This is a genomic window from Psychroserpens burtonensis DSM 12212 (assembly GCF_000425305.1).
GTDB lineage: Bacteria > Bacteroidota > Bacteroidia > Flavobacteriales > Flavobacteriaceae > Psychroserpens > Psychroserpens burtonensis.
The window spans coordinates 14,797-40,803 of sequence record NZ_KE384348.1; the positions used below are offsets into that span (position 1 = coordinate 14,797).

Annotated in this window: 29 protein-coding genes; 11 read left to right on the top strand and 18 right to left on the bottom strand. The window is 33.4% G+C overall.

Features of this window, described 5'->3' with window-relative positions; genetic code table 11:
• Positions 1-257 precede the first annotated feature (257 nt).
• Both H593_RS0117665 and H593_RS0117670 read left to right on the top strand, forming a co-directional pair.
• On the top strand, positions 258-1,496 hold the full coding sequence (locus tag H593_RS0117665) for an ABC transporter permease (protein ID WP_028873636.1): 1,239 nt from the start codon (positions 258-260) through the stop codon (positions 1,494-1,496).
• Between the two features lie 160 nt (positions 1,497-1,656).
• The gene (locus tag H593_RS0117670; protein WP_028873637.1) at positions 1,657-2,559 is read left to right on the top strand and encodes an AraC family transcriptional regulator; all 903 of its coding nucleotides are present in this window, start codon (positions 1,657-1,659) and stop codon (positions 2,557-2,559) included.
• A 148-nt stretch (positions 2,560-2,707) separates the two neighbouring features.
• On the opposite strand, the gene H593_RS0117675 is transcribed toward H593_RS0117670, so the two are convergent.
• From H593_RS0117675 to rpsF, 4 genes are all read right to left on the bottom strand, one after another.
• Complete coding sequence (locus H593_RS0117675) at positions 2,708-3,184, bottom strand: DUF6495 family protein (RefSeq protein ID WP_028873638.1); 477 nt, start codon at positions 3,182-3,184, stop codon at positions 2,708-2,710.
• A gap of 183 nt (positions 3,185-3,367) precedes the next feature.
• Entirely contained in the window at positions 3,368-3,829 is a 462-nt protein-coding gene (rplI, locus tag H593_RS0117680; protein WP_028873639.1) for a 50S ribosomal protein L9, read from the bottom strand.
• 13 nt (positions 3,830-3,842) lie between these two features.
• A complete protein-coding gene (gene rpsR / locus H593_RS0117685) occupies positions 3,843-4,139 on the bottom strand; it encodes a 30S ribosomal protein S18 (RefSeq protein WP_028873640.1) in 297 nt (98 codons plus the stop codon).
• A 2-nt stretch (positions 4,140-4,141) separates the two neighbouring features.
• On the bottom strand, positions 4,142-4,480 hold the full coding sequence (rpsF, locus tag H593_RS0117690) for a 30S ribosomal protein S6 (RefSeq protein ID WP_028873641.1): 339 nt from the start codon (positions 4,478-4,480) through the stop codon (positions 4,142-4,144).
• A gap of 198 nt (positions 4,481-4,678) precedes the next feature.
• Between rpsF and H593_RS0117695 the strand changes: the two genes are divergently transcribed.
• Positions 4,679-5,374, top strand: coding sequence for a LytR/AlgR family response regulator transcription factor (locus H593_RS0117695; RefSeq protein ID WP_028873642.1), 696 nt, complete (start codon positions 4,679-4,681; stop codon positions 5,372-5,374).
• A gap of 323 nt (positions 5,375-5,697) precedes the next feature.
• Here H593_RS0117695 and priA read toward each other — a convergent pair whose 3' ends face one another.
• The 4 genes from priA to nadC form a co-directional block, all read right to left on the bottom strand.
• Positions 5,698-8,151, bottom strand: coding sequence for a replication restart helicase PriA (priA, locus tag H593_RS0117700; RefSeq protein ID WP_028873643.1), 2,454 nt, complete (start codon positions 8,149-8,151; stop codon positions 5,698-5,700).
• A 265-nt stretch (positions 8,152-8,416) separates the two neighbouring features.
• The gene (locus H593_RS0117705) at positions 8,417-8,842 is read right to left on the bottom strand and encodes a DUF2147 domain-containing protein (protein ID WP_037052937.1); all 426 of its coding nucleotides are present in this window, start codon (positions 8,840-8,842) and stop codon (positions 8,417-8,419) included.
• Entirely contained in the window at positions 8,835-9,785 is a 951-nt protein-coding gene (locus tag H593_RS0117710) for a YihY/virulence factor BrkB family protein (protein WP_028873645.1), read from the bottom strand. Before H593_RS0117710 ends, H593_RS0117705 begins: the two co-directional genes overlap by 8 nt.
• Positions 9,785-10,642 carry a carboxylating nicotinate-nucleotide diphosphorylase gene (gene nadC / locus H593_RS0117715; RefSeq protein WP_028873646.1) on the bottom strand — a complete coding sequence of 286 codons (858 nt, stop codon included), beginning with the start codon at positions 10,640-10,642 and terminating at the stop codon, positions 9,785-9,787. The genes H593_RS0117710 and nadC overlap by 1 nt, the downstream gene beginning before the upstream one ends.
• Before the next feature lie 90 nt (positions 10,643-10,732).
• Here nadC and rlmH point away from each other — a divergent pair, with 90 nt between their 5' ends.
• Positions 10,733-11,206, top strand: a complete 474-nt coding sequence (gene rlmH / locus H593_RS0117720; RefSeq protein WP_028873647.1) for a 23S rRNA (pseudouridine(1915)-N(3))-methyltransferase RlmH — start codon at positions 10,733-10,735, stop codon at positions 11,204-11,206.
• Positions 11,207-11,391: 185 nt separating this feature from the next.
• On the opposite strand, the gene hpf is transcribed toward rlmH, so the two are convergent.
• Positions 11,392-11,691 carry a ribosome hibernation-promoting factor, HPF/YfiA family gene (gene hpf, locus H593_RS0117725; RefSeq protein WP_028873648.1) on the bottom strand — a complete coding sequence of 100 codons (300 nt, stop codon included), beginning with the start codon at positions 11,689-11,691 and terminating at the stop codon, positions 11,392-11,394.
• Positions 11,692-11,800: 109 nt separating this feature from the next.
• Positions 11,801-12,163, bottom strand: coding sequence for a lipocalin-like domain-containing protein (locus H593_RS0117730; RefSeq protein ID WP_084142372.1), 363 nt, complete (start codon positions 12,161-12,163; stop codon positions 11,801-11,803).
• Positions 12,164-12,356: 193 nt separating this feature from the next.
• Here H593_RS0117730 and H593_RS0117735 point away from each other — a divergent pair, with 193 nt between their 5' ends.
• Positions 12,357-12,932, top strand: a complete 576-nt coding sequence (locus H593_RS0117735; RefSeq protein ID WP_028873650.1) for a non-canonical purine NTP diphosphatase — start codon at positions 12,357-12,359, stop codon at positions 12,930-12,932.
• Positions 12,933-13,240: 308 nt separating this feature from the next.
• On the opposite strand, the gene H593_RS0117745 is transcribed toward H593_RS0117735, so the two are convergent.
• Complete coding sequence (locus H593_RS0117745; protein WP_037052940.1) at positions 13,241-14,284, bottom strand: IS5 family transposase; 1,044 nt, start codon at positions 14,282-14,284, stop codon at positions 13,241-13,243.
• A 766-nt stretch (positions 14,285-15,050) separates the two neighbouring features.
• On the opposite strand from H593_RS0117745, the gene H593_RS0117750 reads away from it, so the two are divergent.
• A complete protein-coding gene (locus H593_RS0117750) occupies positions 15,051-16,943 on the top strand; it encodes a DEAD/DEAH box helicase (protein WP_028873652.1) in 1,893 nt (630 codons plus the stop codon).
• A gap of 307 nt (positions 16,944-17,250) precedes the next feature.
• Positions 17,251-18,033, top strand: a complete 783-nt coding sequence (locus H593_RS0117755) for a carboxypeptidase-like regulatory domain-containing protein (protein ID WP_037052943.1) — start codon at positions 17,251-17,253, stop codon at positions 18,031-18,033.
• Between the two features lie 37 nt (positions 18,034-18,070).
• Here H593_RS0117755 and H593_RS0117760 read toward each other — a convergent pair whose 3' ends face one another.
• Positions 18,071-18,727 carry a TrmH family RNA methyltransferase gene (locus H593_RS0117760; RefSeq protein ID WP_028873654.1) on the bottom strand — a complete coding sequence of 219 codons (657 nt, stop codon included), beginning with the start codon at positions 18,725-18,727 and terminating at the stop codon, positions 18,071-18,073.
• Between the two features lie 33 nt (positions 18,728-18,760).
• On the opposite strand from H593_RS0117760, the gene H593_RS0117765 reads away from it, so the two are divergent.
• Positions 18,761-19,969, top strand: a complete 1,209-nt coding sequence (locus tag H593_RS0117765; protein WP_147231322.1) for a tetratricopeptide repeat protein — start codon at positions 18,761-18,763, stop codon at positions 19,967-19,969.
• Positions 19,966-20,640, top strand: coding sequence for an SIR2 family NAD-dependent protein deacylase (locus H593_RS0117770; protein ID WP_028873656.1), 675 nt, complete (start codon positions 19,966-19,968; stop codon positions 20,638-20,640). Before H593_RS0117765 ends, H593_RS0117770 begins: the two co-directional genes overlap by 4 nt.
• Before the next feature lie 35 nt (positions 20,641-20,675).
• On the opposite strand, the gene H593_RS0117775 is transcribed toward H593_RS0117770, so the two are convergent.
• The 5 genes from H593_RS0117775 to H593_RS0117795 all read right to left on the bottom strand — a co-directional run bounded on the left by H593_RS0117775 (position 20,676) and on the right by H593_RS0117795 (position 23,883).
• Positions 20,676-20,876: a helix-turn-helix transcriptional regulator gene (locus tag H593_RS0117775; protein ID WP_028873657.1), complete on the bottom strand. Its 201-nt coding sequence runs from the start codon at positions 20,874-20,876 to the stop codon at positions 20,676-20,678.
• Complete coding sequence (locus H593_RS0117780; protein ID WP_028873658.1) at positions 20,876-21,325, bottom strand: hypothetical protein; 450 nt, start codon at positions 21,323-21,325, stop codon at positions 20,876-20,878. The genes H593_RS0117775 and H593_RS0117780 overlap by 1 nt, the downstream gene beginning before the upstream one ends.
• Positions 21,326-21,713: 388 nt before the next feature.
• Positions 21,714-22,622 carry a TIGR01777 family oxidoreductase gene (locus tag H593_RS0117785; protein WP_028873659.1) on the bottom strand — a complete coding sequence of 303 codons (909 nt, stop codon included), beginning with the start codon at positions 22,620-22,622 and terminating at the stop codon, positions 21,714-21,716.
• Between the two features lie 54 nt (positions 22,623-22,676).
• Positions 22,677-23,354: a tRNA (5-methylaminomethyl-2-thiouridine)(34)-methyltransferase MnmC2 gene (mnmC2, locus tag H593_RS0117790; protein ID WP_028873660.1), complete on the bottom strand. Its 678-nt coding sequence runs from the start codon at positions 23,352-23,354 to the stop codon at positions 22,677-22,679.
• Position 23,355: 1 nt separating this feature from the next.
• Positions 23,356-23,883: a DUF4920 domain-containing protein gene (locus H593_RS0117795; protein ID WP_028873661.1), complete on the bottom strand. Its 528-nt coding sequence runs from the start codon at positions 23,881-23,883 to the stop codon at positions 23,356-23,358.
• Positions 23,884-23,998: 115 nt separating this feature from the next.
• On the opposite strand from H593_RS0117795, the gene H593_RS0117800 reads away from it, so the two are divergent.
• Entirely contained in the window at positions 23,999-25,072 is a 1,074-nt protein-coding gene (locus H593_RS0117800; RefSeq protein ID WP_028873662.1) for a branched-chain amino acid aminotransferase, read from the top strand.
• A 34-nt stretch (positions 25,073-25,106) separates the two neighbouring features.
• Here the strand turns inward: H593_RS0117800 and H593_RS0117805 are convergent, their stop codons facing one another.
• Entirely contained in the window at positions 25,107-25,493 is a 387-nt protein-coding gene (locus tag H593_RS0117805) for a pyrophosphohydrolase domain-containing protein (RefSeq protein WP_028873663.1), read from the bottom strand.
• A gap of 177 nt (positions 25,494-25,670) precedes the next feature.
• On the opposite strand from H593_RS0117805, the gene H593_RS0117810 reads away from it, so the two are divergent.
• Complete coding sequence (locus H593_RS0117810) at positions 25,671-25,856, top strand: hypothetical protein (RefSeq protein ID WP_028873664.1); 186 nt, start codon at positions 25,671-25,673, stop codon at positions 25,854-25,856.
• Positions 25,857-26,007: the final 151 nt, after the last annotated feature.

A 26,007-nucleotide genomic window follows, 5' to 3' on the forward strand; every position in this document is an offset into this window, starting at 1 on the left:
GACTTATGACGGAAGCTATCTTCGATCCAACTTTATTTTGATCTCGATAGTTCTCGAATTGACCGTATTGAGTTCTATAGACTATTTTACAATAACTCCAATTTCCGAAGAAAAAAGAATACACAATCTGATTATTGATCTCTAAGTCACAAAAATATTATAATTTTTAGTCGCATAAGGAAGTATTTTGAATTTTATAGTAACTTTATACGTGTTTTGTAGTCTTATTGTAAAACACAACCCACTTAAATAGCCCTATGTTTTCATTAGTTAGAGAAAATATCCGTATTGCTTTTGATTCTATTAGAAGTCAATTACTTCGTACCATACTCACCATTTTAATTATAGCCATTGGAATCACTGCACTCGTAGGGATTTTAAGTGCTGTCTCAGCCCTAGAGAGCACGATTTCTAGTGATTTCTCTTCTATGGGAGCAAATACCTTTAATGTACAGCGTAATGATTTTACATCGCAACGACGCTCTAATGATAACCAAAAAATTAATCCAGTTATCAACTACAGACAAGTAAAAGCGTTTGAGGAAGATTATAAGTTTCCGTTTACCAGCACATCTCTTTCGTTTTTAGGGACGCGATCAGCAGAAGTCAAATATGAAAACGAAAAAACAGATCCTGAGGTTCAGGTTTTTGGTGTTAATGAAAATTTTATTCAAAATTCAGGATTAGAAGTAGCATCTGGCCGCCCATTAAATTACTTTGATGTCCAAAACAGCAATAGCGTTTGTGTAATTGGTAGTGATCTTCAAAAAGCCTTATTAGCTGATGTGAATCCCATAAATAAAACGATTAGTATTAGAGGGTCTAAATTTAAAGTCATTGGCGTACTTAAAGAAAAAGGTGCAACGTTTGGTAACAATCAAGATTTAAGAGTATTAATGCCTCTTCAAAAAGCACGAACTATTTTCACAAACCCAAACATTAATTATAGTTTGAGCATAAAAACAGATAAAAAGGATATGCTTGAAGGCGCTCAAGATGAGGCCATCGTATTATTTAGAAATATTAGAGGTTTAAATCCTATCGAAGAGAGCAATTTTGGAATTGAGCGTAGTGATGACCTCATTAATAGAATTGGTTCTATTACAGGCGTGCTTTCAACCGCTGCCTGGATCATAAGTATTATTACCATTTTTGGTTCTACCATTGCACTATTAAACATGATGCTAGTTTCTGTTTCTGAGCGCACAAGAGAGATTGGCGTGCGTAAAGCCTTAGGTGCTAAAAGTGGAACGATTGCTTTTCAGTTTTTTATTGAAACGATTATTATTGGTCAATTAGGAGGACTATTAGGAATTGTACTCGGTCTTCTTTTAGGTTACGGATTCGCATCTGTTGTTGATTTTAACTTTGTTTTCCCGTGGAGTGCCGTAATTTGGGCAAGTGTGATTACGTTTGTTGTTGCTGTAATTTCTGGGTCTTATCCTGCGAGTAAAGCTGCGAAATTGGATCCTGTGGAGTCTTTGAGGTATGAGTAGTTGTTATAGATGATTTTTTTTAACACGTATTTCACTAATTTTTAAGGATTAAAAGGCAAAACCTTTGTTGGTGTTTCCCCCCAGCAAATTCCTTCTTTAAAATAAGAGATGACTGGTAGTTAAAACAATAACATTGGCCTATCAAAATATCTTTAAATAAATGCAGCTCTCAAAAGACCACATCAAAAGCATAAACAAAGCTCTAAACTACATTGAGCAACATTTAGAAAGCCATTTATCATTAGAAGCCATTTCAAAAGTCGCACACTACTCACCTTTTCATTTTCATCGCATTTTCAAAGCATTCTCGAACGAGACACTCCATCAATATATTGTTAGAAAGCGTTTAGAAAAAGCATCTGCTATTTTACTTCGTAAGAAAGACATTACCATTTCAGAATTATCCATACGATACGGGTTTACAAGTAATTCCTCATTTACTAGAGCTTTTAAGAAATTTTATGGTGTGAGTCCAAGTGATTTCCGAAGACAAGGAAAAGGAATATATAGCAAGATTCGTAAAGTAAAAAGCAAGATTGGGCAACCCTCTGCCAGTTTTGAAGCCTATGTTTGTGATAGTTATCAAAACACAAAACACATGCCTTCACAGATAGAGATTAAATCTATAGCCGCAATTCATACAATTGGAACCTCATGTATAGGCGTCAATAATTTATCATCAACGTTTCAAAACATTCTAGAATGGGCTGGTCCAGCGGGATTACTTAATCAGCCAGATTTCAAGATGGCCACCCTATACTATGACAGTTTTAAAATTACGGCACCAGATAAAGTAAGAATGCGAGCGTGTTTATTAGTTGATGCCCCCTTAAAACCGGATGGAGAGATGTCTAAAGGCATCATTCACGAAGGAAAACACATTATTGCGCATCACGAGGTCCATATAGAGGCGTTTGAACGGGTTTGGACAGCATTATTTATACATATGAATAACACTGGTTACAAAATGCGTAACGAGCCACCTTTTGAAATCTATCACAATGATTTTAATACACATCCTGAGAAAAAGTGTCTTGTGGACTTATATATTCCTGTGGAATAAACCGCTCATTCTATTATGATAAAGTGAAGTTGTCACTCAAAAGAAATCACGACTAAAGAATTTAAATATAATGCAAAGGTTCTTCGCAGTGCAAATCAACTCACTCTTTGTGATACTCAGAATGACCTCTTGAATTTAAAAATAATAATTACGACTTACTAACTAAATTTTCAAAATAATTATATAAATCACCTTTTGTAATTGCAGCACCTTCTTGAATCAATTTAAATTTGTCAACACCTTTATCCTCTGAATAGTCTTTAGTTGCTGTGAACATTTCAACATCATCAGAGAGAAGATTATTTTTAAACCAAGCATAACCTTCTTTAGTTGTAATATCTATATCTGAGTTTTTAATTTTAAGAGCTATTAATCGCATGTGCTTTTTAGCACAGTGGAACAAATGCATTTGTTGCGGTGAGATATGCTCTAAATAATTGACTTTAGACAACACGCCTTGCCAAATTAAATCACTAAACACATCTAATTCTTGTTCTGCTACTTCAGGTTTATTCGCTTTTATACCTGTCCACTCGTCTACTGTAATGGTTTGTGTAGCTAAAAAATTGATGAATTCCTGTTGTAATTCCTCAAACTGTTCTTTTGTAAGTCTAGAATATTTCATTTTGTACCATTTATCTCCCCTTGTTCCGACTACGCTCAGTGCGAACTAAGAAGAAACTATTTTATATTACTTTTCTGATAAAAAAAATCAGAACACTCTTTTTAAGATAATATATAACTAAAATTTATGAAAAAAGCCTCATTCCAAAAGGATTGAGGCTCTTTAAAAATTTACTTTATAAGATTATGCGTCTGCGATAACTTCAAAAGTTAAATCTACAGTTACAGATCTATGTAATCTAATTGCAGCTTCGTACTGTCCTAGACGTTTGATGTTACCACCAACGATAGAAATAAATTTCTTATCCACGTCATGACCTGACTTTTTAAGTGCATGTGCTAAATCCATATTGGTTATAGAACCAAATAATTTGTCTCCAGCAGTCGCTCCTGTACCCGCTTTAGATGTTAATTTAATATCTAAACCTTTAATTGCTTCAGAAGTCTTTTCAGCCTCACCAATTATTGTTTTCTCTTTGTAAGCTCTTTGCTTCAATGTTTCTGCTAATACTTTCTTAGCAGATGACGTTGCCATTACAGCTTGACCATGAGGAATTAAAAAGTTTCTACCATAACCGTTCTTAACAGATACAATATCGTCTTTAAATCCTAAATTATCAACGTCTTGTTTTAATATAAGTTCCATAGTTATTGGTATTTTATTTTAATAAATCAGCTACATAAGGCATCAACGCTAAGTGACGCGCTCTTTTCACAGCTACAGACACTTTTCTTTGATACTTTAAAGATGTTCCTGTTAAACGTCTTGGTAAAATTTTACCTTGCTCGTTTACAAAACCTAATAACCAATCTGCATCTTTATAATCAACATATTTGATACCAGATTTCTTAAAACGACAATATTTCTTCGTTTTGCTCGTGTCAATATTTAACGGAGTAAGATATCTAATCTCTCCATCTTTTTTTCCTTTTGCTTGTTGTTCTATTGAAGACATAATTACGCTTTTTGTTTATCTCTGATTCTTCTTTTCTCTGCCCAAGCAATCGCATACTTGTCTAAAGCTACCGTTAAGTAGCGCATGAAACGCTCATCACGTCTAAACTCTACTTCTAATGGATTGATTACCTCTCCATCTACAGTGTACTCAAATAAGTGATAAAAACCACTTTTTTTGTTTTGAATTGGGTAAGCTAATTTTTTTAAGCCCCAATCTTCTTTGGCTACCATCTTCGCTCCTCTAGAAACAAGAAAATCTTCGTATTTCTGTACTGTCTCCTTTACCTGGTCATCAGATAAAACGGGATTTAAGATGAAAACAGTTTCATAATGATTCATAAAAATCTATTTTTTGTGTTAAAAATGAGTGCAAAAATAACGATTATTTCTAATTCCAGCAACGTTTTGCGTATAAAGTTTTAGATGAAACACCTATCTTAAAATAATGTTAAAATTAACGCTTTACCGATGTTTTTTGGTTTTTAACCGAATTTTTCGTACTATTGTCGATATCTTAACCTAAAATACAATAATGTTATGACTTTAAACTGTGTAGTAGTTGATGATTCTGCGATTCAACGGTTATCCATTGTAAAGTTAATTGAGAATCACTCCTCACTTAACCTTATAGCAGAATACAGTAGCGCATTAGAGACCAAGAACGGACTCAATACTCATAAAGTAGATTTAATCTTCTTAGATATTGAAATGCCTGTTCTTAACGGTTTCGAACTGCTCGACGTGCTCAACAACAAACCCCAAATTATTTTCGTTACAGGTAAAACTGAATACGCATTTAAAGCTTTTAACTATGATGCAACCGACTATCTCCAAAAACCTATAAATAGGGAACGTTTCAATACGTCTGTAGAGAAAGCTCTTGAGCAACATAAACTAAAGCTAGATTTCAATGAAACTGATGGCGAACATATTTTCGTCAAAAGTAACTTGAAAAAACGAAAAGTGTACATAAAAGATATTAAATGGATTGAAGCTCTTGGTGATTACGTAAAATTAGTAACCGAAGAAAACAGTCTTGTTGTTTTATCTACTATGAAAGCTTTTGAACAAGAGTTACCAGAAGGTAAATTTTTAAGAATTCACAAATCGTATATCGTAAACCTTGATAAGGTTGATAGATTTAACAGTAAAAACGTAGAAGTTGGCGCTTATGAGATACCATTGAGTAGAAATAAGAAAACCCAACTTGTAGATGCGTTAAACAATATTTAAGCATGGAATAAAATTATATTTCAGTCTTATTTGCCCTAATGACTAACTAACATTTGATTTAAAAATCCCACCGCTCAGTGGGATTTTTATTATTATTATGTCTTCGGAAATGGGATATCTTCGAAAACGGGATGTGATAGAAAATACGTGAAAAAACAAAAAAGACAAGCTCAAAATTTATTATTGAAAAGCTTTAAATCCAACACCTGTATGGTCTACTCATCTATTTATAAGTCTTTAAGCTGAACAGTTCGCGTTTGCCAGTAGAATTAGTTCAACCAGCACTATTGACTTCGCTTTCAGATTTTTAACAATGAGTTTCATTAATAGTTATCCACATTCAAAATAACCCGAATAGGCCTAAAATCCTTAACACTCAAAAAACTAGTATTGATTTTCAAAATAGCCTCTTTAGTTTTACCCAAAGACTGTTTCTGCGGAATTTTAACCAAGATATGTTTCAAATACTGATTTCTAATTCGTGCCACTGGCGGAAACTCTGGTCCTAGCACATGTTTACCAAAAACGGTGCGCAATGATTTTGCATACCAATCTGCACCAACATCTACCTTTTGAAAATCCTTATGCTTCAAGGTGATTTTTATCATCCTAAAAACTGGAGGGTATTTAAACGCTTGTCGCTCTCCCAGTTGCTCCTCAAACATTTCAAAATAACTATTTGTAGAGACTTGCTGCAATATTTTATGATACGGATTATACGTCTGTATCAATACTTTTCCGCGCTCTTTAGTACGTCCTGCTCTACCAGAGACTTGTACCATTAATTGGTAACTACGTTCGTGTGCTCTAAAATCTGGAAAATTGAGCATATTATCTGCATTCATAATACCAACAAGCTTTACATTTCTAAAATCTAAACCTTTAGTTAACATTTGTGTACCTACTAAAATATCAATTTCTCCTTGCTCTAAAGCAGTTATAATTTTCTCGTAGCCATATTTTCCTCGTGTAGTATCTAAATCCATACGTCCCACTTTATGATCTGGAAACAGCAGCTTAGCCTCCTGCTCCACTTGCTCTGTCCCAAAACCTTTACTATCAAGTTCTACACTACCACAAGCGTCACAAGTTTTTGGCATTACAGCGTTATAACCACAATAGTGACATCGCAATTGGTTTCTATATTGATGAAACGTTAAACTCACATCACAGTTAGGACATTGCGGTGCGTGACCACAAGAATTGCATTCTATAATTGGCGAAAAGCCTCTTCTATTTTGAAATAAGATGATTTGAAACCCTTGCGCTAAGGTCTCTTTAATTTCTTCTATCAATCGATCACTAAAGTGACCTTGCATGCGTTTTCGTTTTTGCTTGTCTTTGATATCAATAAGCTCAATATCTGGCATCATGACGTTATTGTAACGATGATTGAGTTCTACCAATCCATACTTGCCTTGCTGCGCATTAAAATAACTTTCTAAACTCGGTGTTGCAGACCCTAAAAGTGTTTTACTTTTAAAAATACTCGCCAACACGATAGCGGTATCTCGAGCATGATACCTTGGTGCTGGGTCAAACTGTTTGTATGACGATTCATGCTCTTCGTCAACGATAATCAATCCGAGATTTTTAAAGGGTAATAATACCGAAGAACGCGCTCCTAAAACAATTTGTGCCTTAGGTAAATTATTCAATACATTGTTCCAAACCTCAACCCGTTCATGCGAAGAATACTTACTGTGAAATACGGCTACTTGTTCTCCAAAATAATTTTGTAAACGTTCCACCAATTGTGTAGTCAAGGCTATTTCTGGAAGCAAATACAACACTTGCTTTTTAGCTTTTAATTGCTCTTCAATAAGCTTGACATAAATTTCTGTTTTACCAGAGGACGTGACACCATGAAGCAATGTAATATTTTGTTTTTCAAGAGTTTCAGTTATTTCACTTAAAGCCTTTTCTTGATATTCATTAAGTTGTTTTGAGTCTTCTTTATCATCGCCATCATACTCAACACGATCCATTTGAATGTGATATTCTTCTAGTATTCCTTTATCAATCAAGGTTTTTATAATGGACGAAGAGGCATCACTTTCCTGAGACAAATCAGATACTTTTACAGGCTTCTTTGTTTGAGCAGAAACCGAAAACAAAGTCATGATAACGTCTCTTTGTTTTGGAGCTCTACTTAAGTCTTCCATTAAATTTTGTAGCCCTTGTTGCGAAGAAAACTGGGATGCTATTTTGACATATCTAACTAACTTTGGTTTATACTTTTCGTAGATTTCTTCTTGAACAGAAATTGCATTTTTCTCTAACAATCGTTTGATAACAGGTAAGACATTTTTCTTATCTAAGATAGACATCATATCTTGAATCTTTAAAGACGACTGCTGTTGTAATGCCTCATAAATGATAAATTCATCATCTTTTAAATCTTCATCTTTGATGACCTGATTTTCATTTTTACTAACGATAGTCTCGCTTTCCAATACAAAAGAACTCGGCAAAGCAGCTCGCATTACATCGCCCAGAGTACACAAGTAATACTTAGACATCCAATGCCAATGTTCTAATTGCTGAGTCGTCACAATTGGTGTATCGTCTAAAATTTGATGAATTTCTTTCGCTTCATAAACTTGAGGCGCGTTATTATGAATCTCTAGCACCAAAGCTGTGTAAATCTTAGACTTTCCGAAGGGAACAGACACACGAATTCCTGGTTGTAGAAAATCTGCCTCTGCCTTTGTTATCGCATAGGTGAAACTTTTCTCTAAAGGAATTGGCAGTATGACGTTTATAAAATAGTTCAGTTTATCAAAATGGTTTAATTACACAATGCAAAGTTGACAAAATGTTTTCAAATTTAGTAATATCTTCTTTGTTAATGAGTCTTAGATACGTTATAAATAAATTGTCATTGGGTCGCAATTTATCAAAAAAGGTGTCTGCTTTAGTTTTGTCTCTAAAATAATTGTGCCCATCTATAGAGTTGATTCTTAATCACAAAAATAATAACATTGCCGTGAATCTAAGATATACGTGAGTTTATAGCGATGTAGATCATCTAAAATAATGCTACAAACCTGCTCTTATCCAATACTGTGTGCGGTAGAAAAAGGCTATATAGCCACGTAATTGTAATCTATTTGGGTTGTCTTCGTCGAGTTTTATTCTACAGTCATACACTTTCCCATCTTCAGGGTTTGTGACAGTTCCTCGTTTGTAAACATCACCTGACACTTCTAAATCCTTTATAATGACCAATCCTAAAACGGGTTGATCCTTATCCTCCCCATTGCAAAATTTACAGGGTAAGTCTCGTTTAGTTGTATCAAATATTTCAATAATTTTTCCGTGAACTTTTCCATCCTCTTGATAGATTTCAACGATAGATTTCTCTTTACCAGTCTCGTCATCTACAGTTTTCCATTTTCCGAAGACCGTTTGAGAACTTAGACCTTGAGAGATTAAAAGCATTATGAGTATTATATATTTATTCATCGTCATCATTTCTTTTTAAACGCCTAATTGTTGCATTTAGCTCATAACCTAACAATAATATATTAGCATTTAGCCATAAGTATAATAGTAAAATCAATAAGGCTCCAATAGAACCATAGAGCTTATTGTACTGTGAGAAGTTTTCGATATAAATACCGAAGAAATAAGAGGTCAAAATAATTAGCAAAGTGGTAAACAGAGCACCTATAGAAAAGAACTTTGAGGCTTTACCTGATTTTGTTCCGTAGTAATATAGAGTTGCCGTTGTAATATATACCATAAATATAAAAAAGAGGTATTTGGCAAATACGACCCAAAACAAATCATTTTCTTGACCTGTATAATCTAAGGTTTCAAACTGTTCGTACAGAGGTTGAATAACGTACAATTGAAAATACCCAAAGAATGCAACAGTAACAATAACCAACATTGCAAGAATCAAAGCCACACCTAACGCATATAAGTATTGTTTAAAAATATTTCTAGTACGCTCTTGGTGATATGAGTTTTCAAATCCTGAAAACACGGAGCTCACACCATTCGCCATTAACAAAATAGAGATTACGAAAACCGACGACAACAGACCTCCTTGCTCTCTGCTTTCTATGTTCTCAAAAATATTGGAAAAGAAAAAATCTGAGGTTTGTGGTGGTAAAACCGAAGTCAAAAACTGCTGAAACTCAATTTGAAACCCCTCTATTGGTATGTAAGGCATCAATATGAGCACAAATAGTAAAAAAGGAAATATAGCAGTAAAAAAACTAAAGGCAATAGCACTTGCTCGCGATGTCAATGCGCCTTTAAAAACACCAATAGCATATAGTTCTAACAAATCATACAATGACAACCCTACAAGTCCTGGAAGTTTAATTTTTCGCAGTAAATCAACTAAACGATTAAGTACAGGGATTTTACTCAATATCTCTTTTAAGGATTTTGACATTAGACCGCTTTAAGGCTTAAATCCATATTATAAACAGAATGTGTTAATGCGCCTGATGAAATAAAGTCCACACCACACTCTGCGTATTTTCTAATCGTTTTTTCGTTGATGCCTCCTGAGGATTCTGTTAAACATTTATGTCCAATTAATTTAACTGCAGCTCTTGTATCTTCATAATTAAAGTTATCGATTAGAATGCGATACACACCTTCTGTTTCTAAGATTTCTTTAATTTCAAATAGATTTCTAGCCTCTACAATAATCTTCAAATCACGATTGGTATCTTTTAAATACTGCTTTGTTTTATTGATGGCTTTTGTGAGTCCGCCAGCAAAATCTATATGATTATCCTTTAGCATAATCATATCATATAATGCAAATCTGTGGTTCTCTCCTCCTCCAATTTTTACAGCCCATTTTTCTAGAGCTCTTATTCCTGGCGTTGTTTTACGTGTATCTAAAATTTTTGTTCCTGTGCCTTCTAATAAATCGACAAACTGTTTAGTTTTTGTAGCAATAGCACTCATACGTTGCATGGCGTTGAGCACTAAGCGCTCTGCTTTTAAAATGGATTGTGACGCTCCTTCAACATAAAATACAATATCTCCATATTTTACAGGACTACCATCTTTAATAAGTGTTTCAATCTTCATGTCTTTATCCACGTAAGCAAATACTTGCTTTGCAAACTCAACACCAGCAATAACACCTTCATCTTTTACAAGAAGCTTTCCTTTACCTTTTGCAGAAGCTGGAATGCATGCTAAAGAACTATGATCACCATCACCTACGTCTTCTCTAACAGCGTTTGATATAATAAGTTCTATTTCTTTATTGAATTGTTCTTGTGAGATCATATTTTATATATTTAATGTAAAAATAACAATTGCTCCTCAAAAATATACAAAATCCAAATTTCAAATTCTAAAAAAGTATAACTTTGGAACATGACAATCAAACTTCTAGCCATAGGCAAAACAGATAACAAAGATTTACAAGCACTTATTGACGACTATCAAAAACGCTTAGGTTTTTATATCAAATTTGAATTTGAGATTATTCCAGATTTAAAAAAAGTCAAAAATCTTAGTGAAGAGCAACAGAAGCAAAAAGAAGGCGAACTCATTTTAAATAAGCTCAATGCGACTGATGTTTTAATTTTAATGGATGAAAACGGAAAACAATTGGACTCGGTTGGATTTTCAAGCTACTTACAAAAACATATGAATTCTGGCATCAAGCGACTTGTTTTTCTGATTGGCGGACCTTACGGGTTCTCGCCAGACGTGTATCAAAAAGCAAATGGGAAACTGTCATTATCTAAAATGACCTTTTCCCATCAAATGATTCGCTTATTTATGATTGAGCAATTATATAGAGGTTTTACGATTTTGAGGAATGAACCTTATCATCATCGGTAAAAAAAAAACTCTTTAGTAATCCGACTCCAGTATCTACTAACACGTTTTAAAAGTTTGCAGTTTTTAATCTCGGTCGCAATTCTTACTTGTTTGTTAAAAAAAAGTCTTCAGTATTAATTTTCAATTCTTACTAAAAAGACAACTATTTGACACGATAAAAATTAGACACTGTGGCTCTAAACCAATCAATGTGTTTTATAAACTTCTTTACGTTTTTTAAGTTGTCTTTCTAAATCACTTATTGTTTCTCTTACGGCAACTTCATAATTACTTTCATCTGATGTTGCAAAAATTCGTGGCCCAGGCAAACTCAACTCAATATCACAAATTTCTCCTTTTGTATGACTATTATTATCCCTTTTAAATCTTACAGTTGCGCTAATTAAAAACTCATATCTATTAAAAAGTTTATCCAATTTCTCTTCGGTAAAAGTGCTTAGACTCTTACTTACATCGACATCTACGTATTGAAAATTTACAGTCATATTTATTCTTATATTTAAATTAATTACAATACTCCAAGTTACGAAAATTCAAATATATTATTTCCAAAAAACTCATAAAGTATTGGTAATATTTTCTTCGGAATAAGAACTATTTACTTTTTACTAGTGTTAAAATTTCGGCATTGCCAGAGCGACTCATGGTAAATGATAATGTATCTTTTGATAGCGTGTTGATTTCTACAGCTATTTCTAATTTTTCCTCGGGATTAGAGTATAAAATACCATCCACAATTTTATAAGTGCCTTTGGTGTCTTGAGCACTAACTTTTGACGTATAGGTTTTATCTTTATTAAAACTGAAATAGGCATTATCTGCACATTTATCATTTAAAGAAGCCATATCTATCCAACTCACACATTCCCATTCTCCAACAATATCTTCGGCATATTTTACATCTGCACAAGACACCATTAACAAAGTGAATAATATCATTAAGTTTAAGTTTTTCATAGTTTAAGTTTATTAGATTTTATAATAGGTTTTGTTTTAATTATAGTCTGTTTACTCTCATAATTATACAGAATTAGGAATAAATTTAAAATAATAAAAAACGATGGACTATTTGCATGAATACTTAAATTTTAAGTTAAAAAATAACAGATTAAAAAAAAAAGATAAACTATTTTTGGTCAAAATTATCGCTATGAAACTCGTCTTTGCTACAAACAATCTCAACAAACTCAGAGAAGTACAATTACTTATTCCTGAGTACATAAAACTCTTAAGCTTAAAAGATATTGGCTGCTTTGAAGACGTCCCAGAAACTCAACTTACTATTAAAGGTAATGCCATCCAAAAAGCAGAATACATTAAAAAACATTACGGTTTTGATTGCTTTGCAGATGACACAGGCTTAGAAGTTGAAATGCTCAATGGAGAACCAGGAGTTTTTAGCGCACGTTATGCTGGCGAGCAACGAGATGCAAACGATAATATGGCTTTATTGCTTAACAATCTAAAAAACAAACCCAATAGAAATGCTCAATTTAAAACAGTGGTCGCACTTCATTTAAATAGCAAACTAGAAACATTTACTGGTATTTGCAAAGGGGAAATCACGGCAACTAAACATGGAGATCAAGGGTTTGGCTATGACCCGATTTTTAAAGCTAAAGGTTATCATAAAACATTTGCTGAAATCTCTTTACAAGAAAAAAACACCATTGGTCATCGCGGCAAAGCGGTGCGATTATTAGTTAATTTTTTGAATAACCTGTAACACACCTTTGTCAAAAATTTACTTATTCTAACAACCATAGTGCTTTTTAGTTCGGTTATATCTCCTCTATTTGCTCAACAAGATAATTTTATAAAAGATTATTTAGAACGCTTTGAAAATTCCCGAAAATATTTAACTCTTGTGGCAGAAATGATGCCAGAGGATAAATACAACTTAAGACCGTTGCAAAATGGTAAGAAATGAGCTTGAATTTTTCAATTTTCATTTTGTCACTCAAAAAATGATTTAAATTTCAATATTCTTTTGTTTTTAGATTGAATGTTTTTGTTTTTTAGGTTCATTTTCCCTTAATTTTTATGATTAGACGCAATTATCCCAGGACTTCTATATAGGTTGTAGCATAATGCCTCCATCAAGTTTTGGGTGTGCATTTTACCCATGCCTCTATATCTAGCTTCTCCACCATTAAACCATCGCTTTATCCCTCCAAATGTACGTTCTACCTTAAATCTTGTTTGCCCAATTAATTTGTTAAATTTCTTCTCCCAATAAGTTAAAGGTCTATTCTTATATGCTTTTTTTAAAATATGATTTTTAAGGTTTCTTTTTTTTAGTAACTCAGTGTTTTTCTTTGATTGATACCCTTTGTCGGCTTTTAATGGAATATCTTTGGGAACATCTACATTTACTGTATTTAGTACATCCTCTAGGTTTGCTATCTCATTTTTACTTGCTGTAGTAGTTAATACACCTAGCACAAGCCCTTGATTATTTGTGATATGATGCTTTTTGAAACCAAAATCATATTTCCCTCTTTTCTTTAGCCAAGTTCCATCTTTATCTACGCTATCAGCATACTCTTTTTTTACAGAAATTTCTTGATCAGAGCGATCTTCGGTTACTTTATGAGTTGTTTTTCCTTTTGGGCGAAGTGGCGTGTCAATGACACTTGCATCAACTATGAGTCCTTTTTTAACAATAATTTGATGAGATTCTAATTGAGCATTTATCACTTTGAATAATTTTTCATAGGCTCCCGCATCTGTCATTGCTGTTCTAAAACGACTCACTGTACTATGGTCTGGTGCCACTTGATCAATATTTAATCCACAGAAATAACTGAATGAAATACGATCATTTACAGAATCTTCTACTTCATAATCACTTAGCCCATACCAAGTTTGAAGTAAACACATTTTAAACAAAAGCAATCCATCATAACTCGGCTTGCCAAGAGCACTTTTACCTTTCTTATAGTGTTTGTCAATCTGGGTACTTATAGATCGCCGATCTAAAAGTGTATTGATTTGTTCAAAAAATACCCTTTTTATTTTTCTAGTACAAATATCACAAATACTGTCTGCTAAAGTAGGTTGATGTAGTAATTTCATTATTCAATATACAAAATAATAGCCTTATTATCACATAAATAGACAGAGTCCTTAAAGTGAAATCTATCAAAAAATAAGATATTCACCTTGTAACGGTCTTAACTTTAAAGCTATACCAGAAACAATGAGTTTTGCCGAAAATTTAATGCACATAGAATATGCTATAGATTGGCATAGTCAGTCATTGTTAGGTGGACGAGAGTCTAGGTATTAGGAAACTGACACCCTCTTTAAGGTTGCCCATAAATCTAAAGAAGAAATGATTGCAACAATTGATAAGACTTAACGGACTTGTTCCTCCTAGATACGTACTATTTCAATAACTCTAATTAATTGAATTTAAAATTAAAACAGAATTTTTAAAATACTATTTAGTTTGTTCGGGAGTTTTAAAACTTAACTTTTTCAAAAAAAAAAGTCGAACTTCGTCTAGTTGTAAATATCAACAATTAAAAAAGCCATATCCTAACAAATTGGAGCCAAGTTGAGAATGTCATATATCTCTAATAAACTGAGAACTCCTTATCTTTTTTTTTAATAAATAACTAGAATCAGACGAAGAATAAACCCAAGCAAATTTCCGCAGAAAAAACCAGTATTGATTATCCAAATAAAAGACTATCTTTGCAACTTGAAAAATTCATGTGTTGGATTTTTATAAATTCCTCAGAGTGAGGATGTGTTACTTAGAAGTTTAAGTGTTTAGTATGTCGATTCGCTTCTTTTGTAACACCCAAAGGACATAATCGAATACAAAACAAACAGAATGAGCACATTCCAAGAACTAGGTCTTAATGAAGACCTTTTACATGCTATTACCGATTTAGGTTTTGAAACCCCTAGTGATGTACAAGCAAAAGCAATTCCAATTTTATTAGAAAAAGATACAGATCTTGTTGCCTTAGCGCAAACAGGAACTGGAAAAACTGCAGCATTTGGTTTCCCAATGCTAGAAAAAATTAATGTTGACAGTCGTACAACGCAAGGTTTGATTTTATCGCCTACACGTGAACTCTGTTTACAGATCACCAATGAAATTAAACTGTACGGAAAATATTGTAAAGGTTTAAATGTTGTCGCTATTTATGGTGGTGCTAGTATCCAAGATCAAGCAAGAGCTGTAAAACGTGGCGCACAAATTATTGTAGCTACTCCTGGTCGTATGAAAGATATGATTAGCAGAAACATGGTTGACATATCTAAAATTGAATATGCCGTTTTAGATGAAGCCGATGAGATGCTAAACATGGGATTCTATGAAGATATTACAGATATCTTATCACATACGCCTAAGGACAAAAATACATGGTTATTTTCTGCAACGATGCCAAAAGAGGTTTCTCGAATTGCAAAAGATTTCATGAATGATCCAATAGAAATTACAGTTGGAAATAAAAATGAAAGCACAAGTCAAGTCTCTCACGAATACTATTTAGTGAACGCAAGAGACCGCTACCAAGCTTTAAAACGTTTGTGTGACGCCAATCCAGATATATTTTCTGTGATATTTTGTCGTACAAAACGTGATACTCAAAAAGTTGCCGAAACCTTAATAGAAGATGGTTATAGCGCAGGTGCTTTACATGGAGATTTAAGTCAGAACCAACGTGATTTGGTGATGAAATCATTTAGAAACAAACAAATACAAATGTTGGTTGCTACAGATGTAGCTGCTCGCGGTATTGATGTAGATGATATTACACACGTCATTAATTACCAGTTACCTGACGAACCAGAAATTTACACACACCGTTCTGGACGAACAGGACGTGCTGGTAAAACAGGTATCTCTATGGTTATTGTTTCTAAAAGTGAAGTGCGTAAGATTAAAGGTATTGAGCGTATCATCAAGAAAGAATTTGAGAAAAAGGAAATTCCTGACGGAATTGATATCTGCGAAGTACAACTAATGTCTCTCGCAAATAAGATTCATAATACTGAAGTGAATAACGAAATTGACAAATACTTAACAAGTATTAATGAGTTATTTGTAGATACAGATAAAGATGAATTGATTAAAAAATTCTTCTCTGTTGAGTTTACACGCTTCTATAATTATTACCAAAAATCTAAAAAACTCAATGCTCCAAGTTCTTCAAGAGATTCTGAAGGAGGAGATTCTGGTGGACGAGGTTACGGAGGAAGCGCAAATGAATCACGTTACTTCATCAACGTTGGACAAAAAGATGGTTACGATTGGATGAAACTTAAAGACTTCTTAAAAGAAGTTTTAGAGTTAGGTCGTGATGATGTCTTTAAAGTAGATGTCAAAGAGAGTTTTTCTTTCTTTAATACTGAAAAAGAAAGTCAAGAGAAAGTATTAGCCTTTTTCACCGATTATAAGCATGACGGACGCTTTGTAAATGTAGAAGTTAGTGAAGACAAAGGCGGTGGCGGAAGAAGTCGCGGTGGACGTCGTGATGGCGGTGGCGGACGCTCTGGAGGATCTGGTGGCGGAAACAGAAGACGTAACGATGATAAGCGCTCATCTGGAAGACGTAGTGATTCTGGTTCTGGAAACAGAAGCGGCAGACGTTCTAGTGAAGGAGAATCTGGTAGAAGCGATAGACGACCTTCTGGAGGTGAGTCGAGACCTTCCAGGCGTACTGAAAGTGCATCAAGTGCTGATAGGCCAAGACGTTCTAGACGTAGAGACTAAAAAACTGTTTTAAAGCAGTAAATTCTTGATAAAAATAAATTCCAAAACCTAAAGTATTTCTGAAGGTTTTGGAATTTTAATTTTAAACTAATAAGAGGAGCATTTACGGTGCTTCGTTTATGGCTTTTAATTGAAAATTAAGAATCGCTCTTAACTTACTTACGAAAACCATGGTAGGCTCACTAATTACTATGAATTAAGCGAGATTTACTAAAAACTTCGTACTCCAGACAGAATACGTTAATATTTAGTCAAATTTACGACGAGTAGCACAGCCATATGCAATTTGTTTACTATTTTTAACATAATGAAACATATAATCACTCTTTTATTATTTATTTCTGTGACTCCTTTTGGTTTTACTCAAGAGGTTGAAACTTCTGTAAAAGGAACTATCATCGATTTAACTACAGACAAGCCTATTGATCGTGTGAATATTGTTAACCTTAATCAAGTTATTGGAACATCTTCGGATGAGGAAGGTGATTTTGAAATTCAGGCGCAACTTAATGACACCTTGCATTTATCCTATTTAGGTTATAAATCTATTAAAGTAAGAGTCACAAATGACTGGCTTAAATTTGGTGAAACCAAAATTGGGATGACTGAGTTGGCATTAGCTCTAGAAGAGGTTGTTGTCAATCAATTAAAATTGACGGGTTACTTAGAAATTGACGTGATGCAAGTGCCCATCAAATCTAACTACCGTTACAGTATTTCTGGCTTATCTAATAAAGGTTACGAAGCTGGCAACAGACAACCAAACGCAGTTAACAAAGTCTTAGGTGCCATTTTTAATCCTGCCGATTTTTTGCATAATATCTTCGGAAAAAAGCCGAACGAGTTACGTAAGCTTAAAAAAATGAAGAAGGATGATGAGATTAGAAACCTTCTCGCCTCTCGTTTTGACAGAGAGATGTTAACAGTTTTATTACAAGTAGATAAATTTGATTTAGATGAAATTGTGAATCAATGTAATTACTCTAAAGACTTCATAAACTCTGCTAATGATCTTCAAATGCTCGATGCTATTAGCGAATGCTATGAAGAGTATAAAATTTTAAACAGAAACAAATCTGGTAGATTTTAAATCTGTTCTCGAGACATACTCATTTTTTCATAACATATTATTGATCTTCATAAAAGCGTTCAATCACTTGATCATAGCTCTTTATCGTTTTCTTACACCAATCTATTCGTTTTTCAAGCTGCTCTTCTTCAGAAAGTTGCCAAGCCACATCACTCGCTTTTAATTTAGTAGTTACATCATGAAGAATAATTGCCGCAGATACCGAAATATTTAAACTCTCGGTAAATCCAACCATTGGTATTTTTAAAAAGCAATCTGCTTCGCCTATAACCTCCTGAGAGAGTCCTTCTGTCTCTCTTCCAAAGAAAAAACATGATTTTTTAGTAACATCAAATTCTGACAAAACACTATCCTTCTCATGTGGTGTCGTAGCCACAATTTGATAGCCATTAGCTTTCAAACCTTTGATCGTATCGTTTACAGAATTATACCGCTTAAGGTCTACCCATTTTTGAGCTCCCATCGCAATTTCACGATCAATATCTTTAGAATTTTGTTCTTCAATTATGTGTAACTCTTGAATTCCAAAAACATCACAACTGCGCATAACAGCACTTGTGTTGTGTAATTGGTAAACGTCTTCTGTAGCAACCGTAAAATGCTTAGTTCGTTGAGACAGTATTTTAACAAACTTTTCTTTGCGACGATCAGTTAAAAAAGTTTCAAGATGTTGTAAAAGTTTAATATCAATCATTAAAAACTATTATATTTATGAAAAAAAAACGCTATGACACCAAGAAATCTATTATTTCTTTTTTTATTCTTTAGCATAAGTCATCTTAAGATGTACGCCCAAGAAGCTGTCAATAAAACGCTGAAAGATACAATATCCTTCACTAAAAAAAACTCTCAAAAAATAATAGAATTCGCAAAATTAATTGAGGCTTCTATTCATAATAGCGATACAAATACCTTTATTTCTAAACTTAACAGAACCGAATTCTTTAATCGTGTTCTCATTGATTATCCCACAATAGATCGCGAGGATGATTTTATTAAAGGGTATTTAACTGGAATAAACATCGCATTAAAATCATTTCCAAATGAAATCATAACGAATGTTGAAAATGGTGCGTACTATGATTTCATCAACTATCGTTACGATGATGAAACGCAAACTTATTATGTCCTTTTCCGATTCTATTCTTCGGAATCTGGAATGAATTATCATGATTATAAGATTCTTAATACCAATGGAAATCTACAATTCTCAGATATATATATTTATTTAACTGGTGAGCATTTCACCAGTACTATGGGTAGACTTATGCAATATACACTTCCTGAAAATTTACTTATAGAAAACAAAAAAACATCAAATAATAGTGAATCTCAAGATCTTTTTAAAGCCATTTTATATAATAAAAATGGTGACTACGAGAAGGCTTATACAATTATGGATGGCTTGAAATCTGAACTTTCAAAAGAAAAATTTCTCCTCATATTTAAAGTGTTAATTGCAGGCCAACTGGATGAAAATAAGTACTTAAAATCTCTAGATGACTTGATTTCTGCATTTCCAGATGACCAAACAATCGCACTAAATAAGATAGATTATCATCTCTATAAAGAAGAATATTTTGAGGCTATACAAGTTATAAATCAACTTCAAAATGAAACTGAAGATGACTTTTTAAACTTTATGAAAGCTGGAATTGCATTTGAAGATAAAAATTACGATTTAGCACTCAACTTATATACCTATACCATTAATAATTATCCTAACTTCTTTGAAGGTCAGGTTGGTTACCTAAGCACCTTGATTGTAATGAAGAATTACATTGATACTACCCATTATCTTGATACGATGATTGCAGAGGGTTATGATAAACAAGGACTTTCAAATTATATTGAAGAAGAGGATGAAAATGGTGTGAATATTTTAAAAGCATATTCTAAGTCTAAAAACTTTTTAGACTGGAAAATAAATAAATGAAAAACCTTGTTGTATTAACAGGCGCAGGGATAAGTGCCGAAAGCGGAATTAATACCTTTAGAGATGCTGACGGACTTTGGGAAGGTCATGACGTAATGGAAGTAGCCACTCCTCAAGGTTTTGCTCAAAACCCTGAACTTGTTTTAGATTTTTATAATCAACGTCGGAAACAATTACATGAGGTAAAACCTAATAAGGCCCATTTTGATTTAGCCACACTAGAAGCCGAGTATAAGGTCACAATAATCACACAAAATGTTGATGATTTACATGAACGTGCTGGCAGTAGTAACGTCATTCACTTACATGGTGAATTACTTAAAGTAAGGAGCACAAAGAACCATAACGATATTAAATCATGGACTGGTGATCTAAAATTAGGTAATGTGTGTGAAAAAGGCCATCAACTAAGACCACATATTGTCTGGTTTGGTGAAGATGTGCCCATGATAGAAAAATCAATAGACATTTGCGAAACTGCAGATATCTTATTGATTATTGGAACCTCAATGCAAGTATATCCTGCAGCTGGATTAATGAATTATATATCGAGTAAGACTCCGGTTTACTTCATAGATCCTAAACCCACTATCAGCAGTACTAACCAAATTACAGTAATCACAAATACCGCTACCAAAGGCATGACATCCTTTATAGAATTATTAAAATAAATTGAATAATTACTTGTGCTAAAAATAGTGTTAAGCTAATCATCACTTGAGAGTTTAAAAAAATTATTTACTGGTTTTCCAAAGACATCAGATAATTTAAGTGCTAAAACGGTGGACGGCACATATCTATTAGCTTCAATAGAATTTATAGTTTGTCGAGATACTCCAATTTTTTTAGCCAAATCACCTTGCGTTAAACTCAAAATAGCCCGTTCTACTTTAATAGTATTCTCCATTATCGCACACGCTTTAAAGTATGAAAACATAGCAATTGTATCATAAGCATGAACAGTAAGACTTGAAAATCTCCAATATCATGAAATTCTTCACCTCCAGAATTCACCACATTAGACACTCCATAATCAACAAACGGCATAATTAAAGCATATACAACACCTGCAACAAATGCATAAGTATAAGATTGCATCCTTAATTTTACAACCATCTCATCTTCATCTTTATCTTTTGCTATAGACATCAACAACATACCAATTAAAAGACCCCTTTGCAACATCACCTTTAAGACTTCTTGATCTCCTTCTAAAACAAATGCTCTAATAAACATCATGACGATCGCAGTTCCTAAAACAGCTATACCTATTGTATAAAAGTAATGTGGCAATCTAAAATTAATAAGTTTCTCTAACCCTTTTCTTTCGCATTCTATAAAATTTTGTTTTTTCATAATTAACAAATTTACCTTATATTAAGTAAAATAATTTTTACTAAAAGACAAATATACTTTACATTTTTAAGTAACACAAATTTTTTTATAAAAAAGTTTTATAAATACTCCATTGCACTATTTGTATTAAAATATGTACGATCAGATTTTTTTTTACTTTGCCCCTATGTTGTGATTCAAAAAGTGGTTTATACCAATCGTTTGGAATTCTATCCCAATCATAAAGTTATGAATTGAAAGGTCTATAGACTTTAACTACATGCACTAACAATACAGATTTGTCTTTATATAGTTGTCTAAAGATTATTTCAAGCAACAGGAATAATTTCTCCCATTGTCAAAAGGTTTTAAAGAAATATTTCTAGATAAAGTACTAGTTCGGTAAGACTTAATTAAGAATATCTAATAGTGCAGGTTCTAGATGATGATATTCAAAATCAAAGCCGATCTCTTCGATTTTTGAGGCGCTCACCCTTTGACTCTCAAATAGTAAAATATGCATTTCCCCTAAAACGAGTTTCATTGCAAACTTTGGAATATTTGGCAAAATAAGTGGTTTATGGAGTGCTTTTGCGACTGTTTTAGTAAGTTCTAGGTTAGAAACTGGATTTGGGGCAACACCATTGTACGTGCCTTCCAAATTATTTGTAACTGCAAAAACAAACAATCGGGCTAAATCCTTTATATGAATCCAAGACTGCCACTGCTCTCCACTTCCAAAGGCTGCTCCTAGTCCCAAACGAATAGGTTTCGCTATCTCTGGCAAGGCACCTCCTTTAGTTGAAAGCACGAGACCTATTCTAATTTTAGCCAGCTGTATACCTGCAGATGCAAATTGATCAACTACTGCTTCCCATTGCTCTACGACTTGTCCTAAAAAAGAAGCTGAAACGCCGGGCTCATCCTCTTCATAGTAATTAGTCAGTGAATTTGGATAAATACCAATCGCACTAGCAGAAACGATTTGTTCAATAGGAAAATTATTTGATCTAATCGTGTCCAATAATAACTGAGTAGTTTCTGTTCTACTCGTAATTATTTCCTTTTTATAACTATCTGTCCAGCGTTTAGAGATTGAGGCTCCTACGAGATTAATGATAGTATCTACACTCTCAAAACAGGATACATCTATTTCTTTTGTATCTGGGTTCCAGTAGAAGCCTTTATAATTATCGGTAGTGCTGAGTTTATTTTTAGACGTTGTAAGATAGTGAACATTAATATTTTGATCGCGGCAAACTTTTACAATTTCTTGACCAATTAATCCGGTTGCTCCTGTAATTAAAACTGTTTTCATAGTTGTGCAAATTTACGAAATGCTACTATCAAGGCTCAAAATTTTAATAAGGGTTTAACGTTTAACAGCTCTTAACATGTGTCGTTTTCCTGGAGGGCCATCTAGGCGCTCTACTTCAAAACCTAAAGCGATAAGTGTACGACGAACACTACCAATAGCAGCATAAGTTGTTAATACCCCGTTTTGCTTTAATGCTCTATGCATAATCTTAAAAATATCTTCGGTCCAAAGTTCTGGCTGAACACGTGCTCCAAAAGCATCGAAATAAATAACATCAAACATGTTTTCTACGGAAATATCTTTAAAAAACTGTTGTTGCTTTTTGAGTTTAAATACTTCTGAAATTTGATGTTCTTCCTCCCAAGAGCAGCTATGGAGTTGTTTGAGCTTTTCGGAAGGTACATCTAACTCTGAAGTATAATTGAGCTGTTCTAATTCCTCCGAAGAAATAGGAAAAGCTTCTACACCAACATAATTGATGGATTGAATTAGTTCTTCAGCCTTTAATTGAGTGAGTAAGGCATTTAAACCTGTACCAAAGCCAATTTCTAAAATTGAAATTTCAGATTGTGGTTGTTTTAATTTTTCCGCATAAAAAAAAAGCAAACCATGTTTTATATACACATGATTTGCTTCTTGTATTGCGCCATGAACAGAATGATATTGCTCATTCCAATCTTTTATTTGAATGGTTTTTGAGCCATCTGCTGTGGTAATTATACTGCGTTGCAAATTATTTTACGTTGAGTAAAACACCATCTGCTAAAAATGAATATGTTTTTTTAGCTTCTGTTATTTTGGCGATTTCTTGTGGTGTTGCTCCACCATCTTCTGCATAATGACGTTGCTCATCTACAGGCACTTCATTTATATAAGCTTTACCGTTAATAACAACCTCTTTTCCAGAAATATCTTTTGGCATAAAAAAACCGTAGTCTTTAAATTTAACCATGACTTGTTCTCCATCTGGTAAGTCTAATTTCATCCAGCATCCTTTAGATTGACAAACCTCTTCAACTTTAGCAACCATTTTTGCATCTATTGAGTCTCCTACTGTCATACTAGCATAATGTACTGCCATACGTTTAGCGGTAATCGCATCTGACGATGTGATTTTCTTACCAAAAGATTCGTAGGCAATATCTTGAAATTGCGTTACAGTTTCGGTTTCTAATGTCGCCACCTCGTTACTAACATTCTTGTCTTCTTTACACGAGACTAGTACTACAACTGCTAATGCAATAATTAAAATATGTTTCATTTTACTCATTTGTTTTCAATTTATGGAAACCAAAGTTAAGCATTTTTTTGGAAAACATTATGTTTTATAACCCACGTTAAATATGTATTTTTGCAGAACAAAACAATACATCAAAATGTCAAATAATTATACTAGTAACTTACACATAGAAAAAGCTAAAACATCAAAAATTAATACTGTTGACTTTGACAATTTAACCTTTGGGAGAACATTTACAGATCACATGTTTATTTGTGATTTTGTTGATGGGAAATGGCAACAGCCAAAGATTATGCCATATCAGGCTATGACAATGGATCCCTCTGCTCGTGTGTTTCATTATGGGCAAGCTGTCTTTGAAGGCATGAAAGCTTATAAGGATGATAAAGGTGATGTCTTTTTATTTAGACCTGATCAAAACTTCAAGCGTATTAATAAATCATGTGCGAGATTGGCAATGCCAGAGTTTCCTGAGAACTACTTTTTTGAGGGATTAACAACCTTAGTCAACCTTGATAGAGATTGGGTTAAGCCAGGAATGGGCAACTCTTTATATTTAAGACCGTTTGCTATTGCTATAGATTCTGCTATTGCAGCAGCACCTTCAGACAGCTACAGGTTTATGATTATTTGTTCTCCTGCAAAAGCATACTATAAAGGAACCGTTAAGGTACTTATTGCAGAAGAGTTTAGTCGTTCTGCAAACGGTGGTGTTGGTTTTGCTAAAGCTGCGGGTAATTATGCAGCACAGTTTTACCCAACGAGTTTAGCACAAAAAAAAGGATACCAACAAGTCATTTGGACAGATGCAGACACACATACCTTCTTAGAGGAAGCAGGAACTATGAATGTGTTTTTTAGAATAAATGATACGTTAATTACCGCACCAATAAGTGACCGTATATTAGATGGTGTAACTCGTAAGAGTTTAATCCAACTAGCAGAAGACAATGATATTCCAATTGAAGTAAGACAGATTAAAGTTTCTGAAATTGTAGAGGCTTCAAAAAACGGAACATTACAAGAAATATTTGGAGCAGGAACGGCGGCTGTAATTAGCCCAATTGAAGGATTTGAATATAAAGATACCTATTATAATCTTCCTCAAATTGAAGATCACTCCTACTCTAGCATCTTAAAAAATAAGATGATGAGTATCCAACATAACCTCTCTGAGGATAAAAACGAATGGAGATACGAAGTGAAATAAAAAACAAAACAAAGAGCCAAATGGCTCTTTGTTTTTATGACTTTAAAATTGCCTCGATGTGCGGTTTAAAATAGTTTGGTCCCTTTAAAACTTTACCATCTTCTCTATAAATAGGTTCACCATCTTCACCGAGCTTACTCATGTTGCTGCGTTGAATTTCGTCAAACACTTCTTCTATTTTATGTTGTAAACCGTGTTCTATAATTGTTCCGCAAAGAATATAAAGCATATCACCTAGCGCATCTGCCACTTCAACGAGATCGTCATCCTTTGCTGCTTCTAGATATTCTTCGTTTTCTTCACGCATTAGCTTATAACGCAACATGTTTTTATCTGCACCTAAATCTGCTTTAGGAGTTTCGCGATAACCAATTTTAAATGCGGTATGAAATGCTTTTACAGCTTCTATTTTATTCTTCATGAAAATTATTTTTCATTTCCGTAAAAACGGAAATCTTGTTATTGTTATCTGATCTAAAATGGCATAATTGTCCTAAATAATTCATAAACAACAATTTACCTATAATTATAAAAACTTTCACATTCAAAATCAAACTTTGTCCTTAAGGTTTAATTATTTTTACATAAAAATAGCAATATGTTTAGTTCTGGTCAATTGATTTTCGCAATTTTATTCGCATTGGTTTTTGCTGTAGTCATATTCTTTGCTTACAAAAAAGATCTTAATTTACACAAAAAGTACTACAAAGGTAGTGTTTGGGTATTGATTGCTTTTATTGGTTTCATACTTATGATTGCTGCTATTAAGTTTGTATTTGTTTAACAAAAAAAAACAATTAAATCCTTTTTTACATATTTAGAATTCACTTTAAAATAGTTTTCTTTTTTGTCATTTAACGAACGGTTACTATTTCAAACAATGATGACATTACGAGCTCATAACACTAAATTTAGTAGCAACAAAAAAAAGGATG